Source organism: Paenibacillus sp. WLX1005, assembly GCF_046603685.1.
GTDB lineage: Bacteria > Bacillota > Bacilli > Paenibacillales > Paenibacillaceae > Saccharibacillus.
Window position 1 is genome coordinate 5,332,965 of the sequence record NZ_CP176756.1, and the last position, 16,414, is coordinate 5,349,378.

At 50.0% G+C, this 16,414-nt stretch carries 16 protein-coding genes and 1 riboswitch; of the genes, 5 read left to right on the plus strand and 11 right to left on the minus strand.

From position 1 onward, the window contains the following. Positions 1-34: 34 nt before the first annotated feature. Positions 35-859, plus strand: coding sequence for an AraC family transcriptional regulator (locus tag ACE3MZ_RS22810; RefSeq protein WP_411344358.1), 825 nt, complete (start codon positions 35-37; stop codon positions 857-859). On the opposite strand, the gene ACE3MZ_RS22815 is transcribed toward ACE3MZ_RS22810, so the two are convergent. Beyond that, positions 845-1,621 carry an HAD-IIB family hydrolase gene (locus tag ACE3MZ_RS22815; protein WP_411344359.1) on the minus strand — a complete coding sequence of 259 codons (777 nt, stop codon included), beginning with the start codon at positions 1,619-1,621 and terminating at the stop codon, positions 845-847. The two genes, ACE3MZ_RS22810 and ACE3MZ_RS22815, sit on opposite strands and share 15 nt — an antisense overlap. A gap of 101 nt (positions 1,622-1,722) precedes the next feature. Here ACE3MZ_RS22815 and ACE3MZ_RS22820 point away from each other — a divergent pair, with 101 nt between their 5' ends. Next, on the plus strand, positions 1,723-2,418 hold the full coding sequence (locus ACE3MZ_RS22820) for a Crp/Fnr family transcriptional regulator (RefSeq protein ID WP_411344360.1): 696 nt from the start codon (positions 1,723-1,725) through the stop codon (positions 2,416-2,418). 126 nt (positions 2,419-2,544) lie between these two features. Here the strand turns inward: ACE3MZ_RS22820 and ACE3MZ_RS22825 are convergent, their stop codons facing one another. The 4 genes from ACE3MZ_RS22825 to tenA are packed head-to-tail and all read right to left on the minus strand — an operon-like array spanning position 2,545 to position 6,194. Next, positions 2,545-3,279 carry an energy-coupling factor transporter transmembrane component T family protein gene (locus tag ACE3MZ_RS22825; RefSeq protein WP_411344361.1) on the minus strand — a complete coding sequence of 245 codons (735 nt, stop codon included), beginning with the start codon at positions 3,277-3,279 and terminating at the stop codon, positions 2,545-2,547. Beyond that, positions 3,276-4,931, minus strand: a complete 1,656-nt coding sequence (locus ACE3MZ_RS22830) for an ABC transporter ATP-binding protein (protein WP_411344362.1) — start codon at positions 4,929-4,931, stop codon at positions 3,276-3,278. Before ACE3MZ_RS22830 ends, ACE3MZ_RS22825 begins: the two co-directional genes overlap by 4 nt. Further along, complete coding sequence (locus ACE3MZ_RS22835) at positions 4,915-5,511, minus strand: ECF transporter S component (protein WP_411344363.1); 597 nt, start codon at positions 5,509-5,511, stop codon at positions 4,915-4,917. The genes ACE3MZ_RS22830 and ACE3MZ_RS22835 overlap by 17 nt, the downstream gene beginning before the upstream one ends. Further along, complete coding sequence (gene tenA / locus ACE3MZ_RS22840) at positions 5,508-6,194, minus strand: thiaminase II (protein ID WP_411346896.1); 687 nt, start codon at positions 6,192-6,194, stop codon at positions 5,508-5,510. The genes ACE3MZ_RS22835 and tenA overlap by 4 nt, the downstream gene beginning before the upstream one ends. Positions 6,195-6,332: 138 nt before the next feature. Next, positions 6,333-6,435, minus strand: a riboswitch (TPP riboswitch). Positions 6,436-6,847: 412 nt separating this feature from the next. On the opposite strand from tenA, the gene ACE3MZ_RS22845 reads away from it, so the two are divergent. Both ACE3MZ_RS22845 and ACE3MZ_RS22850 read left to right on the plus strand, forming a co-directional pair. Continuing rightward, positions 6,848-7,735, plus strand: coding sequence for a TIGR01777 family oxidoreductase (locus ACE3MZ_RS22845; protein ID WP_411344364.1), 888 nt, complete (start codon positions 6,848-6,850; stop codon positions 7,733-7,735). A 177-nt stretch (positions 7,736-7,912) separates the two neighbouring features. Continuing rightward, a complete protein-coding gene (locus ACE3MZ_RS22850) occupies positions 7,913-8,215 on the plus strand; it encodes a metalloregulator ArsR/SmtB family transcription factor (RefSeq protein ID WP_411344365.1) in 303 nt (100 codons plus the stop codon). Positions 8,216-8,255: 40 nt separating this feature from the next. On the opposite strand, the gene ACE3MZ_RS22855 is transcribed toward ACE3MZ_RS22850, so the two are convergent. The 4 genes from ACE3MZ_RS22855 to ACE3MZ_RS22870 form a co-directional block, all read right to left on the minus strand. Continuing rightward, positions 8,256-9,602: an alpha-glucosidase/alpha-galactosidase gene (locus ACE3MZ_RS22855; RefSeq protein WP_411344366.1), complete on the minus strand. Its 1,347-nt coding sequence runs from the start codon at positions 9,600-9,602 to the stop codon at positions 8,256-8,258. Positions 9,603-9,980: 378 nt separating this feature from the next. Continuing rightward, a complete protein-coding gene (locus ACE3MZ_RS22860; protein ID WP_411344367.1) occupies positions 9,981-10,118 on the minus strand; it encodes a hypothetical protein in 138 nt (45 codons plus the stop codon). Positions 10,119-10,257: 139 nt separating this feature from the next. Then, complete coding sequence (locus ACE3MZ_RS22865; protein WP_411344368.1) at positions 10,258-11,040, minus strand: TIM barrel protein; 783 nt, start codon at positions 11,038-11,040, stop codon at positions 10,258-10,260. A 307-nt stretch (positions 11,041-11,347) separates the two neighbouring features. Further along, positions 11,348-12,202 carry a neutral zinc metallopeptidase gene (locus ACE3MZ_RS22870; RefSeq protein WP_411344369.1) on the minus strand — a complete coding sequence of 285 codons (855 nt, stop codon included), beginning with the start codon at positions 12,200-12,202 and terminating at the stop codon, positions 11,348-11,350. A gap of 457 nt (positions 12,203-12,659) precedes the next feature. Here ACE3MZ_RS22870 and ACE3MZ_RS22875 point away from each other — a divergent pair, with 457 nt between their 5' ends. Beyond that, complete coding sequence (locus ACE3MZ_RS22875; RefSeq protein ID WP_411344370.1) at positions 12,660-13,517, plus strand: alpha/beta fold hydrolase; 858 nt, start codon at positions 12,660-12,662, stop codon at positions 13,515-13,517. A gap of 128 nt (positions 13,518-13,645) precedes the next feature. Here ACE3MZ_RS22875 and ACE3MZ_RS22880 read toward each other — a convergent pair whose 3' ends face one another. Continuing rightward, positions 13,646-14,476: an energy-coupling factor transporter transmembrane component T family protein gene (locus ACE3MZ_RS22880; RefSeq protein WP_411344371.1), complete on the minus strand. Its 831-nt coding sequence runs from the start codon at positions 14,474-14,476 to the stop codon at positions 13,646-13,648. Beyond that, the gene (locus ACE3MZ_RS22885; protein WP_411344372.1) at positions 14,473-16,179 is read right to left on the minus strand and encodes an ABC transporter ATP-binding protein; all 1,707 of its coding nucleotides are present in this window, start codon (positions 16,177-16,179) and stop codon (positions 14,473-14,475) included. Before ACE3MZ_RS22885 ends, ACE3MZ_RS22880 begins: the two co-directional genes overlap by 4 nt. Between the last annotated feature and the right edge of the window lie 235 nt (positions 16,180-16,414).

Sequence of the window (16,414 nt, forward strand, 5' to 3'; positions counted from 1 at the left end):
GTGGAATGAAGGATCAGGGGAGTGTGGGCACATCATGGAGAGATTGAAGCAGGCTGCCGCGATGGATATGGATTCGTTTCGCAATGCCGAGCTGATTTATGTCAATCGGTCAGATGCGGACAAAGACAACTGGATGGCGCTCAAGCATTGTCATCATTTTCTGGAATTTTTCTATGTAACGAGTGGAGCTGGGCAATTTCTAGTCGAGGAACAGCAATTTCCGATTCGCAAAAACGATATTGTACTGGTCAATCCGAATGTGGAGCATACGGAGCTATCTGATCCCCAGCAACCGCTGGAATATGTAGTGATCGGCATCAGCGGATTGCTGTTGGTGGAGCGGGAACAGCCTTTTGCCTACGTGACGATGCACGATTCGGGGCAGCAGATTTTGTCATATGTGCATAATGTGTTCGAAGAGTATACGGGGCGACAGCAAGCGTATTACGATATTTGCAAAAATCTAGTGCATATTTTGCTGCAATTGGTGCTGCGGCAGGTGGTGGCGGGATTACATGTTGTGCCTGCACGCAAGGTGCAGCGCGAATTGGCACAGGCACGCAACTATATTGATCTACATTTCAAAAGCGAGATCACGCTGGATCTGCTCGCCGGGGAAGTGCATATGAACAAATACTATCTTGCCCATGCGTTCAAAAAAACGTATGGTGTCTCCCCGGTCAAATATTTGAATATGGTACGCATCAATACTGCCAAGTTCCTGCTGGAATCAACCAGCTCCTCCATCGCTGATATCGCCGAGATGGTCGGCTGCAACTCGCAATCGTACTTCTCACAAATTTTCAAAAAGGAAACGGGCATCTCGCCGCTCGACTATAGGAAGCTATACACGGGGTAATATGTGCGCAAGGCGGTCTGTATTGGCAATCTCGTAAATGGTAGAAATGACTTGCTGCTCTACCGCTGCTACATGATCGGTCGCAAGCGCCAGCAATCCAGCATGATCGCCTACGCAGACGGAATACGCCGCATGGCGGAACATCGGAATATCGTTGGCATCATTGCCAAATGCGATAAACATTCCACTCTGCACGCCTAATTGCTGCAACGCTGTCCATTTATCGATACCTTGCGGGCTAATGTCGATGATCTCCTCGCTGCCATGCTTGTATATCACAATCGGCAGTTGCTCTAGCGCCGCCTGCACCTTCGTAGTATCCGTGCTGTTGAGGATGACCATCTTCACAATATTGTCGAGCTGCTCCAGCGGGACATTGTTCGCCAGTTTATGCGGGTCAATATTTTGCACAATCGGATGGAGCGGATCGCCGGAATAGCTGTAATGCCAGTCGCTGTCGATCAGATAGTCCGCTTCATATTGCTGCATTATCTTCAGTATGGATGTCGTGATCGCCAGATCAAGACAGGTCACCGACAGCGATGTCTCTTCCCGATGCACGAATCCGCCATTACCGCCCACCAGCCCGTAACCGTGCATACACTTCGGCAACATCGGTAGCAGATCCCGAATCGGACGCGCCGAAGCGAAGATCACTTCATGCCCAGCCGCACGCAGCGATTCCAGACAAGCAATCATCGGTGGTGTTAGCGGCTGCCCTCGGTAACAAATCGTTCCATCCAGATCAAATACAAATTGCATTTTCTCATCCTCCCTATTTCTCTCTATGTGCTGCTCTCTTTTTTATGATATAGCAGATTCCGATATAATAAGAGGACCGATGTCCACAAAGGAGAATGCCGATGAGAATCTATACCGATGCACCGCGAATGGAGCATTTTATTCATACGTACAAGCTGGATGCGATGTTTACAGATCATACATCGCTGAACATGCAGCTGCGTGAATACGACAAAGGCGAGATCATTCTGGATGAAGGCGATGCACTGGATGGCATCTACCTGCTCGTCGAAGGTCAGGCGCGCGTATCATCCAGCGTGGAGACGGGCAAGTCGCTCGTGCTGCGCTTTTGCCATCCGTTGTCACTGTTCGGCGATCTGGAATTGATCCAGCATCTGGATGTGCAGTCGCGCGTACAGGCAACCGAGACGTGTACCCTGCTGTTTATCGATCAAAAGGCAGTAGATACGAAGCTGATGCAGGATCATCGGTTTCTCAATGAAATGCTACGTCAGCTCGCCTACAAGCTGCACACCTGCACGATTGCGTCGCGCGTCAATCTGCTCACTTCAGTGGAAGAACGATTGGCAACGTACCTGATCTCCACTCGCTCGCCCGGCGAATTTGGCAAAGAATTGTACACTCGCAACACCTCCGAGATTGCTGCCATCATCGGTACGACGCAGCGCCATCTCAATCGTCTCATTCAGAAATTCGAAGAAGATGGCATCCTGTTCAAGCAAAAGGAAAATTTGCATGTGCTGAATTGGGAACGCTTGGACGAGATTTCCCAAGGTGTGCGCTATGACTGGCAATAACGTCATCTACACAACCAAACAGGCAAACCGAAGCGGGAAGTACATCACCGTTTCGTGTTTGCCTGTTTGTGTTTGCCTGTATATATTTCATTTGGCGGGTACATTCACTGTCAGATGTACCGCTCGCTATAGCGCTACAATCAGCACCATGACAAGTGTGAGTAGGATGAGTCCGTACGCATAGTCCCTTTTTGCCAGTATTGGTTGTACATAATACGTACGCTCCCGCGTACCAGTGAATCCACGCGCTTCCATTGCAATCGCGATTCGCTCTGATTTGCGTACCCCTTGCGTGAATAAGGGCAGTGCATAGCGCATAAATGCTTTGCCACTGTTGCGCTGACGATATCCACGAATCCGGTGCGCCGCCTTCATCTGTTTTAGCTCACTCTGAAACAGCGGGATAAAGCGAAATCCTGCCAGCATCCCATACGCCCATTTGGGCGACAGTCTGCATTGATGAACAAGACTCATCATCAGTCGATTGAGATCCGTGGTAGAGGTGAACAGTAATCCATAGGTGACAAAGCCCAGCATCCGTAGCCCGATCAGCAGACCGTTGCGCAGACTCTCCTCACTCACCCGAAACCACGCCCACTGCCACACCACCTGCTCCCCTTTACCAAATGCCGCCAGCATCCAGAACACCATCACGAAGAATAGCAAATATGGCACCAGTCGGCGCAGCAGATACGACGGTGTCCAGCCGCCCAGCGTCACACCGATTACTACCGCCAACAGCCATAACACTAGCGTCAGCACCGGGTCCTTGATGCCCATCAGCGCGAACATGACTAGCAGATGCACGATCAGCTTGCACGACGGATTGAGCGTGGACAGCCATGAACCGTTACTTTTCATATAACATGCCGCTCCTTCCGCTCCGCATGCAGCTGATAACACAGCGGCGGGATGATGCTGCTGTCGCGCAGCAACTGCTCATTCAGAAATAGTCCAGCTGGCGCTCCTTCATAGGCGATCTTGCCAGCAGAGAACAGCAATACCCGGTCAGCATAATCATCCACCAGCTCCATATCATGGGTAACCATTACAATCGTCGTGCCCTGCCGCTGTCGTTCTTGCAGACGGTGGATCAGTTCTGCCGCTGTACGTGCATCCTGACCGAATGTCGGCTCATCCAGCAGCAACAGCTTCTGGTCAAACAGCAGCATGGTCGCCACGCTCAACCGCCGCTTTTGCCCCAAACTGAGTGTAAAAGGATGCTCATCCGCATACGCTTCCAGTCCAAACTCATGCAGCAGCTCTATCGTCTTCTGCTCCACTTGTACCTCATCCCAGCCGCGCTGTCTACCGCCAAAGGCGATCTCGTCATACACCGTATCGGTCACGAATTGCAGCTCAGGATTTTGAAAAACAAAGCCCGCTTCATCGTATAAGTCGCGATCATGCCATTTGCGCAGCTCTTTGCCTTCAAATAAAATCTTGCCGGACAATGCTGGCTCCAGTCGCAGCAGACTTTTGAGAAAGGTGCTTTTGCCGCTACCATTGGCACCGACGATCGCAATCCACTCCCCTTGCTGACAGCTCACATTCAGCTCTTTCATGACCGTACGGCGACTGTAGCCGATGTTCAGTCTATCAGTTTGCACAATCGTTGCTGTCACGTCGGTTTGCGGTAGCTTGAAGAGTGGAACATCGCTGGATCGCTTCGTTGGGTGCGAATCAAGGCTGCTTATTCTGGATTCCAGCTGCTTCGTCAGTTCTAGCGCCAGCGGATGGGCGGGATTGGAGCAAACGTCTTCCCAGCGGTACGGAAACAGACGCGGTAGCCAGATCCCCGCTGCTTCCATCTGTGTCCGATACTTCGTAATCATCTGCGCAGGTGCGCCATCGGCGATCAGTTGACCGTGTGCATCCAGTAAGATCACCCGATCCATCCATTCCACACAGCCATCCAGCACATGTTCCACCACGATCATCGTATGCCGCTTCTCCTGTCCTAATCGTTCCAGTAGAGCGAAGATATCGCGCCGACTGGCAGGATCCAGCTGGGCGGTCGGCTCGTCGAAGAATAGTACCTCCGGCTCCAGCGCCAACAAACAGGCAAGTGCCAGCCGCTGCTTCATGCCACCGGACAGCGTCTCGATGTGTGTCTGGCGATCCACATGCAGACCGACACGCTGCATCACCTCGTCGATGATGTGATCCATCTCGGCACGTGGCACGGAACGATTTTCCAGACTAAACGCAATCTCCTCATCTACCCGCAGCATGCAAAATTGCGAATCCGGGTCCTGAAACATTACGCCACAGGCGGGCTGGCAAAATACGTCGCCGGATAGCTCCGCTTCCTGATGCTCAGGAATAATACCTGCCAGCACAGATAACAGCGTAGACTTGCCGCCACCGCTCGGTCCGAGAATAAGCACCTTTTCCCCCTGCTGAATTTCTACATTCAGCTTATGCAGCACCGGCTTTTCCCGATTGTAAAAGCGTACCGACATGTCACGGCAACCGACATATGGCGCTTGATCGTCAGGATGCGATGCCATGAGCATTTCCTTTTCTGCGGCGCGATTTCATCATCTCGTACGAGTCCAGTACGCCAGTACGACCGAGTGCCTCAACGACCCCTTTGGCAAGTAAACCGCCAAGCACGATACCACTGACCACCTGAATGCCCAGCGTCAACAGGAACATCGTCGTTGTGTAATAGCCGAACCCATTGGCGATTACGCTATACACCATACTGCCGACCGCTGCCAGTGCGCCGGACAGCATCATCGTCCACACATTGAATGTGCGATAACCAAAGATGGCAAAGGCGATCTCCGCTCCCAGCCCTTGGAATACGCCGATCAACAACGCTGACAATCCAAAATGACTGCCTGTCAACATCTCCACTGCTGCTGCCGCCACCTCAGCGATCAGCGCTGCGCCCGGTTTGCGAATAATATACGCAACAATCGGGCTGGCGATGACCCAGATCCCGAACATAAAGCCCGCTCCGACCGGACCGACAATCGCTGAGATCGGAATCCACAGCGTTGACCAGCCGAGATAGATCACTCCACAGGCAACGGATAAAATAACGGTCAGTACGACCTCTTTCATTTTCCAATTCCAGCTCATACGTGTGCCACCTCCAGCGATACGGGCCAATCCTGAAGCGTATACGCCATATCCCAGAACATATACTCAAACTGACAGCTCAGAATAAAATGTTGCTTCATCCGCTCACGATGAGCTGGCGTGCTCTGCTCTGCCAGCTCGTCCAGCCGCTCACAGAAGCGCGCAGTAATGCTATCCGTCCGATTGCCGTAGAAGTCGATCCATTCATAAAACGGATGATTCTCATCCGGCTTCACTTGCTCCCATAGCCGTGCGCCAATCTCCCAATACGTCCACGGACAAGGCAGTAGCACCGCCAAAATATCACCCAGATCGCCCTCCTGCGCAGCCGTCAGCATATGGCGAATATAATGATGCGCTGCTGGAGCGAGCGGATATCCTTGCAAATCCTCATACTTCACACCTGCTACCCTGCAAAAATTGTTATGCGGATGAATCTCGCTATGTAGCACAAACGAGATCTGCTCGTTAAATACCGCCATATCCTCGCGCCGCTCACACTTGGCAATCGCCGTTCCGTAAATGCGCATAAACGCATTTAAATATTCAAAATCCTGCCTCACATAATGCGCTAACTGCTCCGGCTGCAATGTCCCGTTCGCAATCCCGCGCACAAATGTATGATCAAAAATCGCCTCAAAAATCGGATTCGCCGCCTGACGAAGCTCCTGTGAAAAACTCATCATTCATCTCTCCCCTGTCTGAAATGTGTGAAAGCACCTTCTGACCGGAAAATGGATTGTCGCAGACCTGTATATGCATATACGCAAAAAAGCCGCCCCCTATGGAGCGGCAGTATAAACGGCATCATCAAATTGATCCCTGCACGGTCTCCACTTTCCTACGCTAGTACGAACTAGATCAGGTTCCAAGGGTCCGGGACAATCCCGTCTCAGCCAGTATATGGCTCCCCTAGTGGTCTTTCGATTATGAAACTGCGTGTCATAGCCGTGTCGGTGATCACAGGCACAGCAGAAGACAACGCAGTCTGTTTGACTGCCTCCTACTCTACACACCATCCTTCCGACTGTCAAGAACATCCAACCCCTATAGCAGTCGGCGAATGGGTACTGATGATAACATAGCCTGTGCCATTTGAACGAGAACGCATCTGCTTCTTGCGTTGTGTTTTTACAAATATTTCAATCATGGCATTGGGAATGGTTTATAAATAAGTAAGATGGCTGTTATGTTACTGTCCAATCGGTTTATCGTGTGCATCCTATGCTATTGGGTATTTCATCCTTTGCCGAGTTCCATTATTGAGTTCCCTATAGACGACAAGTGTACGCTTTGCGATCAGATTTCACCAATCCTTAGGAAATGAGCTGGTACCATGAGCAACAAAGTCGTGCTTGCTGGCGGCACAGGATTTATCGGTCAGTATTTTGAAAAGCGCTTTCTTGATATGGGTTACGAAGTAATTATCATCTCGCGTCGTCCGGGTCATGTGTCGTGGCACGATCAGCCAGGCATCGTCCGTGCGCTGGACGGGGCGCAGATGGTAATCAATCTGGCAGGCAAATCGGTCAATTGTCGATACAATGAGAAGAACAAACGCGAGATTATGAATTCCCGCTTAGAAACGACGCGTGCGCTTGGTCATGCGATGCAGAGCTGTTACTCCCCACCACCGCTCTGGTTCAACTCCAGCACGGCAACCATTTACCGCCATGCCGAAGATCGTCCGATGACCGAGACGGCAGGCGAGATCGGCACTGGCTTCTCCGTTGAGGTAGCGAAGGCGTGGGAACAGGCATTTTTCGAATTCAAATTGCCGCATACTCGCCAGATTGCGCTACGTATCGCCATCGTACTAGGACCGGGCGGCGGAGTCATGACGCCGTATCGCAATCTCGTACGCTTCGGACTTGGTGGCAAGCAAGGTTCAGGCAAACAGCGCTTCAGCTGGATTCATGTTGAGGATCTGCTGGGAATCATCCTTTTCCTACGGGATCGCAAGCAGCTGGACGGCATCTTCAACTGCTCCGCACCGAACCCAGTTACTAACGGCGAACTGATGGCATTGTTACGTCAGAACATGCACAAATTCATCGGCATGCCTGCTCCGCGCTGGATGTTAGAAATGGGCGCAGCCATGATTCGCACCGAAACCGAACTCATCTTAAAAAGCCGCTGGGTCGTGCCCAATCGGCTAGTCAAAGAAGGCTTTATGTTCCGATTCGGCAGACTGGAGCGCACGCTGGAGGATATTTTGAAGTAGCTGGAAATTCCTTTACAATACATGCATACGCCTGATCATGATCCTGCCATTCTGTACGACGATCAGATCATTCGGCAGGATGTTATCATCCATAGCAAGCCCTTGTTTCGTGTAATAACGTATAACCCAAGTGTGCACTCTCATTCGCCAACGATTCTACATTAGGAGACATTGCCCATGAACTCTTCCTATCTCAACGCACAAAATCGTAACAAAACGACTCGTTTTCTAAACGGACTGGCTGATCCGGTACGTCTGCACATCCTGTCGCTGCTCGGACGCAAAGGCAGAATGAATGTAGGCGAGATTGCCTCTAACTTTCACGTTAGCCGTCCCGCCATCTCGCATCATCTACGCATTCTAAAAGATGCTGATATTGTCAGCTATGAGAAGATTGGACAGGAAGTATATTATTGGATGGATCAGGAATACGTCGTGTCTCATCTGCACAATCTCGCCAATGAGATGGATTCCATGTAAAGTACCCTACGCTACTACATAGCCTTGCTGTGCACAAGATTTATTTGGTCGTGAAATGGACGGGCTGTGGAATCTTCCATGTATCGTAGTTGCGGAATACCGGCAACCAGTCGCCATGTGCTTCGATCAGATCATCGCACAGCGATACGATATCGTCGATCGACAATTCCGCTGCGGTATGCGGATCAAGTAGCGCCGCATGGTATACATGCTCTCGTTTGCCTGTTAGTGCTGCTTCAATCGTCAACTGCTGGGTGTTAATATTGGTGCGGTTTAATGCTGCTAGCTGCGGCGGCAACGCACCGATATGCACTGGCTGAATGCCAGAAGCGTCTACCAGACACGGTACTTCCACACACGCATCCTGCGGTAGATTGGTAATCAGACCGTTATTCATCACATTGCCACCGATTTTGAATGGAATATTCGTCTCCATCGCTTCCAGAATGTACGAAGCATATTCCAGACTGCGCGTATGCTCCAATGCTTCGCTCTGCATCAGACCATCCCGCACCTCGCCCCATTCTCTGATCTGATTCACGCAGCGGCGCGGATATTCGTCCAGCGGAATATTGAAGCGTTCGATCAGCTCCGGGTAACGCTGCTTGATAAAATACGGATGGTATTCCGCATTATGCTCCGACGACTCGGTCACATAATAGCCAAATCGGTGCATTAATTCAAAACGCACCATATCCTCATGCTTCTCCTGCTGCTTCACTGCCGCACGGCGCTTAATCTCAGGATACAAATCTTCGCCATCGCGCGTCACTTCTAGCAACCACGCCATATGATTGATCCCGGCAATTTTCGCCTGCACACCGGTATCATCCATCTCCAGCGACCGGAACAGCCCCGGTACACACTGCTGCACACTGTGACACAAGCCCACCGTCTTGATGCCGCCCGCTGTATTCATCACCTGCGTCAGCACCGCCATCGGATTGGTATAATTCAGGAACCACGCATCCGGGCATACGTCCCGCATATCCGCCGCAATGTCCAGCATAACCGGAATCGTGCGCAGATTACGGAAAATACCGCCAATACCGAGCGTATCTGCGATCGTTTGGCGCAACCCGTACTTTTTTGGAATTTCAAAATCGGTAATCGTACATGGATCGTATCCGCCAACCTGAATTGCATTGATGACGTATTTGGCATCAGACAACGCTTGACGACGGTCAGTATACGAGCGAATGACGCAAGTGCTTCCTGCTGTTGTTTGCATGGCATGAAGCAGGGTCTCCGATTCTTGCAGCCGCTGATGATCGATATCGTATAGTGCCAATTCAAAGCCCTGCAATGCCGGAGTCAGCATAATATCACCCAGCACATTACGTACAAACACCGTACTTCCCGCTCCAATAAACGTAATCTTGTTCACGATGGATCGCCTCCTTGAAATGTGGAATGTACCTTCACTATACGGGAGGCGCTTACATACCGACATGGAGCAATGCCAGCACTATTTGTCATAATGCGTGATTTCATTATTTTTATGTTTTATGGGATATTGTGTTTTCTGACTAAGCAAATATTACTTTTTTACGTGCTATTTTTCCGTTTTCTGTTGAATCTTATTCTTTTCGGGTATATACTGTTACCATACAATATCGATTAGACGGTGTTCTTGTCCATCGATAACGAAATAACCCCGCCGCGTCAACGGCAGGGTTATAGGACAGAAAGCCGGGGAAACCACGGCGCGCAGCACACTTGAATAATCTTCTCATGTGCAGAACCCACCGAAGGCTGTCAACCTTTATTCGGTGGGTTCTTTTTTGTCTTTGAATTTACGACGAATGATTCTATAGAGCTTACGTCCGCTAAGCAAAATACTTAGAGAAGCAGCAACTCCCTTCAATACATCCACAAATTCAATTAGAACAAGTGCGATCATGGCATCACCTCCTCGTCGAAGGCTGCACCGTGATCGCTCCACCGAATGCTCTCTATCTCATCAATATAATATCATATAAACGTCATTTTAACACGTAATAAAGATTTATTTATGTCTACTTCTCATTCTGTACAATCATTTACACTTCCAAACTGTCAAAATAACGCGCACTTTCCACCATCGGCGTACAATCAATATGTCCGCCCTCCAAGTTAATCTCAAAAATGTACGCCTTCCCCTGCACCAGTCGCTTCACCATCTGCCAGTCGATCAATCCTTGGCCAAGCGGCAGCGAATCGTGAAACTGCCCCATACTGTCTACAAGGTGGTAATACACCGCATATGGCGCTGTACGCTCCAGCACTTCCTGCAATTGTGCATTGTCGCCGCGGAAGCTAATAAACGTATGACTTACGTCCACATTGACTGGCAGATTAAGCGGAATAATGACCTCGTCGATCAGATATGGATTGGCGTAACAGAACAATCCCTCTGTGGAATCCTCCCACAACAGCACCTCGCGCCCGCCATTGTCTAGCAGCTTGGCGATTTCTTCGCGCAGAGCAATGCTGCGCTCACGCGAAATTTCATTATTCTCACTGTGCAAATAGTTGGCGTGAATGACGCATTTGCTACCTTCCTCCACGCAAATGTTCACCAACTGACGCGTCGATTCCCGGTAGTAGCGGTACATCTCTTCGTCGGTACTCATAATATCGAGAAATCGTCTATTGTAACGGCTCGGATGATGCAAATACACATCCATGCCCAGCCCTTTCAGTTCGCGAATGCGTTCGCGGATCAATTGCTCCTGCTGCAAATCATCCGGGCGCAAATATAACTCCATAATTTCCGGTTCGTATTGCAGGCGGTCATCCAGACTTTCCCGATCCAAACTGCTTTTGAGACGTATGTTGTTCATGACTCCACTCCTCGGTTGATCATTTTGCCGAATATGCCCTTTTCTGTGTAGGGATGCGGGCTTTCTCTTTATCATATACCAGATGCACCGCCGCACCCAAGTTCAGCGTAGCAGAACTGTGTAAACAGCAGATGAATCGGAACCGCCAAGTTCATGAAGTTAGCTGCGACTGGATGAACAACGCGCCAGAACTGTCGTTGCTCGTTGCTCGTTGCTCGTTGCTCGTTGCTCGTTGCTCGTTGCTCGTTGCTCGTTGCTCGTTGCTCGTTGCTCGTTGCTCGTTGCTGACCAAGTATATCGACTTCGCTTACAGATTACTATCGCTCACACTGAACGTATCGCCACCTGCAATCGTACCCGATTCAAAGCCTTTGTTAAACCAGCGCTTGCGCTGCTCGGACGTACCGTGCGTAAAGCTGTCTGGTACTACATAGCCCTGCGCTTTTTGCTGGATCGTATCATCGCCAACTGCACTCGCAGCCGTCAATGCTTCATCCAGATCGCCCTGCTCCAGCAGGTTTTTGCCCTGTTCGTAGTGCGCCCAGACCCCAGCGTAATAATCCGCCTGTAACTCAAGCCGCACTTGGTAATGCGTGTTAAATTCTTTTTCACTCAGCTTCTGACGATATGGCTCGATCTTCTCCATCGTCCCTAGCAAGTTCTGCACATGGTGACCAACCTCATGCGCAACAACATACGCCATCGCAAAATCGCCCGGTGCTTGGAATTGCTGCTTCAATTCATCGTAAAAGCTCAGATCGATGTACAGCTTCTGATCACCCGGACAATAAAAAGGACCTACTGCCGAACTCGCCGTACCACATGCAGATTGCACGCTGCCACTATAAATTACTAACGTCGGATCGGTATACGTTAGCCCCTGCTGCTTAAACACATCGCCCCATACATCCTCGGTATCCGCCAGCACCACCGATACAAAGTCCGCCAGCTGCTCCTCTTGCTCTGTGCCTTGATAATTGCCCGCCGTCTGCGTCGCTGTGCCTGAATCCATCCCGCCTAGCAAGCTCGCCGGATTCCCACCAAGCAGCAGAACGATGACGATGACAATCACTCCGCCAATTCCGCCGCCGACCAGCGTTTTACCACCCATTCCGCGCCGATCCTCTACATTCCCACTTTCCCGTCTACCCTGCCATTTCATTTGCCTAACCCCCTATGAACTTGTCTGTGTATGTTACCTATGCGATGAATGATGATTGTGTTTCTGAATACGATCATTCGGATTCGCTTCACTGGATGTACGCTTCCAATGAATTTACTAATAATGTTGTACCCAGATTAGATGCTATATGACTAGAATGGAACATAATCCGTTGGAAGAAAACAAATGTATGCAGCGGTTCCCATAGGATGAAGGGACAGACTCTGGTAAAACTAGACGGAGCCAAGGAACTGAAGACACTTGTAGACGAGTATTGCGTCATCAAATCATGTCACAACAATTTAATAGAGTTAGCTAGGTTTGCTTAGAAACTGAAGTGTTTAATGTATTACCAGCGTGATAAAGCAGTACCTTTTATAACTGCGGACTATCCGACATTACAGTCGTTCTATTGAATACATCACGAATAACCAAATGACAAATGGAGGCGATTCACATGGGTAAGTACGTTCAAGTAGAAGACGGCGTGAAGATTTTTGTACAGGATATTGGCGAAGGGATTCCGGTTATTTTCCTGCATGGCTGGCCAGCGAATCATCTGATGTTTGAGTATCAATTTTCCAGACTACCGCTTGATGGCTATCGATGTATTGGGATCGATTTCCGCGGTTTTGGTAAATCCGATGCGCCGTGGGAAGGCTATACCTACGACCGGATGGCAGACGATCTGCGCGCGGTGATCGATGATCTAGGTATCGAAAATGCGGTATTGGCAGGCTTCTCCATGGGCGGCGCGGTTGCGATTCGTTATATGGCTCGTCACCAAGGACACGGTATTGCACAGCTCGCTCTGATGGGTGCAGCAGCTCCGGTATTCGTCAAACGTCCAGACTTTGACTATGGTCTGATGGACGCGGATGATCTGACTGCCGACCTGATCGAAGCTACCTATGAGGATCGTCCAAAAATGCTCGGTCAATTCGGTCTGAAATTTACGAAAAGTAAAACGAAAGCCGGTATGATGGTATGGCTCGAAACGTTATGCTACCAAGCGTCCCACCACGGTACGATCAAAGCGGCAATGGCATTGCGTGATGAAGATCTGCGCGGCGACCTGTCTGCCATAAATGTTCCGACCGTTATTTTCCAAGGTATGAAGGATAAAATTTGTGATCCACAATTCGCCCAACTGTTGAGCGAAAGCATCACCGATGCGCGCGTCGTACCGTTTGAAAGTAGCGGTCACGCGATGATGTTCGATGAAATGGAAAAATTCAATGAAGAACTGCTGCTGTTCCTGAATCAAATGGCTACCACCAACCAGATTCCACGTCCAGCAAGCCGTAATATGTAATTCATAACGACTGGATATTGAAGTCGTATGTCAAAAGCAAATACCAGCAAATAGCAAAAGCCGGATGGATACCTCCTCAACAGGAGCATATCCATCCGGCTTTTTGTTATATCGAGACAATGACTGTATCATTTAAAAATATTATAAAACCTCGAACCATCCGCAAATGTCACCGCAAAGCTCACGACCGTAATAACCACGATCAACCCCAGCGCGACATAATCCCCCTTGCGGAACGGACGTGCCTTGTACCACGAGCGTTTCTTCTTCCGACCAAAGCCTCTTAGCTCCATCGCAGTGCTGATCTTCTCAATCCGCTCCACACTAGTCAGAATGAGTGGCAGCAGGATAGAAACGATATTTTTCAAACGTTTCCCCAGCTTCTCCTTGCGTGAGATATCGATGCCGCGTGCTTGGGCGGAGAAGGAGATATTTTGAAAATCCTGCTGGATATCGGGAATGTAACGCAGCGCGATGGCAACAGCGTACGATACTTTGTAGCTGATACCGATCTTATTCAGCGATGAAGCAAATTCGCTCGGATCGGTCACGAGTAGGAACAGCAGTCCAATCGGCACAACGACGGCATATTTCAGCGCCACATTAAACTGGTAAAATAACTGCTCCCACGTCAGTGTATACCGCCAGAACAGATGCACAATATCGTGCCTTGTTCCATACAATTCTACCCCATACAGCGGCGAGAATAGGAAGATCGCAATCTGATTAAACACGAAAAAGATCAGGATCAGATACAGTACAAACGAATACGTAGCAAATGGCACCTTGGACATCGCAAAGATGATGATCGCGATCACGAACATCGCCAGCAGGCAGCGGGTATCGTAAATAATCATCGCCGTCAGCGCCCATAAGACGAAGAAGATCAGCTTGCTTACCCCAGTTAGTCGATGAATCGGCGTATTCTGATTCGTATACGTTAACATTTTGGCACTCATGACGGACGTAGCCCCCTGTCATAAGCGATAAAGCGACCGACAAATTCAGCCGGATCGCCGATGCCCGCGCGTACGGATAATCGGTGCAGCGATGTTTCCATCAGATGCGCCGCTGCCACAATCTCAGGCTGGGTCAAAATACGTGCTGGTGTATCGTCGGCGATCTTTTTGCCGTCTGCCATAATGATTGCGCGTTGTCCATACTCCATCATCAGGTGCATATCGTGCGTAATCATAATGATCGTCATGCCTTGCGCATTCAATTGCTGGAGAAATTGCATCATTTCGTTGTAATGGCGGAAATCCTGTCCGGCAGTTGGCTCATCCAGAATGAGAATCTCTGGCTGTAACACGAGAATGGACGCGATGGTTACGCGTTTCTTTTGCCCATAACTGAGTGCAGAGACAGGCCAGCTGCGAAACGGGTACAATCCGCACACTTTGAGTACATCGTGCACACGCTTGGTGATCTCCTCTTCGCTCACGCCGCGTGTGCGTAGACCAAGCGCTACCTCGTCGTACAACAGCGGCTTGGACAGCATATGGTTCGGATTTTGCATCACAAAGCCGATTATATCGGCGCGTTCCTTGATCGTATCGCCTCGTAGATCGCGTCCGTTCAACAGAATCTGTCCGGCATTCGGTTTGTAAAAGCCACAGATCAGCCGTGAAATGGTCGACTTGCCTGCTCCATTGCGTCCAGCGATGCAGACGATCTCGCCTTTGCCGATGCGGAATGAGACATCGTGCAAGATGGGATTGCTGGTGTCATAACCAAAAGAAACCTGCTTCACTTCGAGCGCTGCCGTCTCTAACAGCGGGGACGGTTCAGCGATAATGCTGTCATACCAGCGGTGCAGTGGTTCAATATATGTGTCGAGCACCAGCTCGTCAATATGCTGCGGCTGCACATTCGGTTCAATCTGACCGCCTGCATAACGCAGTGCGTTCAGGTACAGTGGCTCACGGATGCCTGTTTCACGTAATAAGTTACTACTGAGCAGCTCTGCCGGATGCAGATCGGCGGCGATTCGTCCTTCGTTGACGACAATGATGCGATCAACAGGACGATGGAGCACTTCCTCCAATCGATGCTCAATGATGATGATCGTTTTGCCAGTATCTTGATGGATGCGGTCAATCAGCTCTACCGTCAATTGACCGGTATGCGGATCAAGGCTCGCAAGCGGCTCGTCGAACAGCAAAATATCCGCGTCGCTAACCATGACGCCAGCAAGCGTTGTCTTCTGCTTTTGCCCACCGGATAGCGAATGCGGGGAATAGTCCAGAAACTCGGCAAACTCTACCGTTTCCGCTGCGTCGTAGACACGACGAATCATCTCAATCTGCGGCACATCGTCATTTTCCAGCTTGAAGGCAATATCTTCGGCAACGGTTAGCCCAACAAACTGCCCATCCGGGTCTTGCAATACGGTACCTACACGGTCAGATAGCTCGGCAATACCTAGCTCGGATGACAGCTGTCCGTTCACTTTGAGCGTGCCGCTGATCTCGCCTTCATATAGAAAAGGGATCAGCCCGTTCATACAGTGGGACAGGGTGCTTTTGCCAGAACCAGAAGGACCGACAATCAGCACCTTTTCTCCTTCATAAATCGTCAAATTGATCTCATGCAGCGTCGGTTCGGACTGGGCACGGTATTGAAAGCTAAACTGGTCAAACTCAATAACAGGTTTTCTCATGCCTTTCCTTCCTCCCGGCTTGCGATAACCGGTGATGTGGTTTCATACCGGGAATAACGCTATATCTGTTACAGCTCATATCACCAACATCGTCAGATGAGCTTATATAATGAAGTCGTCATCGTGATCATTATGATGAAAGATTGAAATAAAAAAGACCGGTGGCTCCCACCGGTCCTGAACTTACTGTAACACCCGCACAGCGCCGGATTCAACCCTGAATCCACGGTCTGTG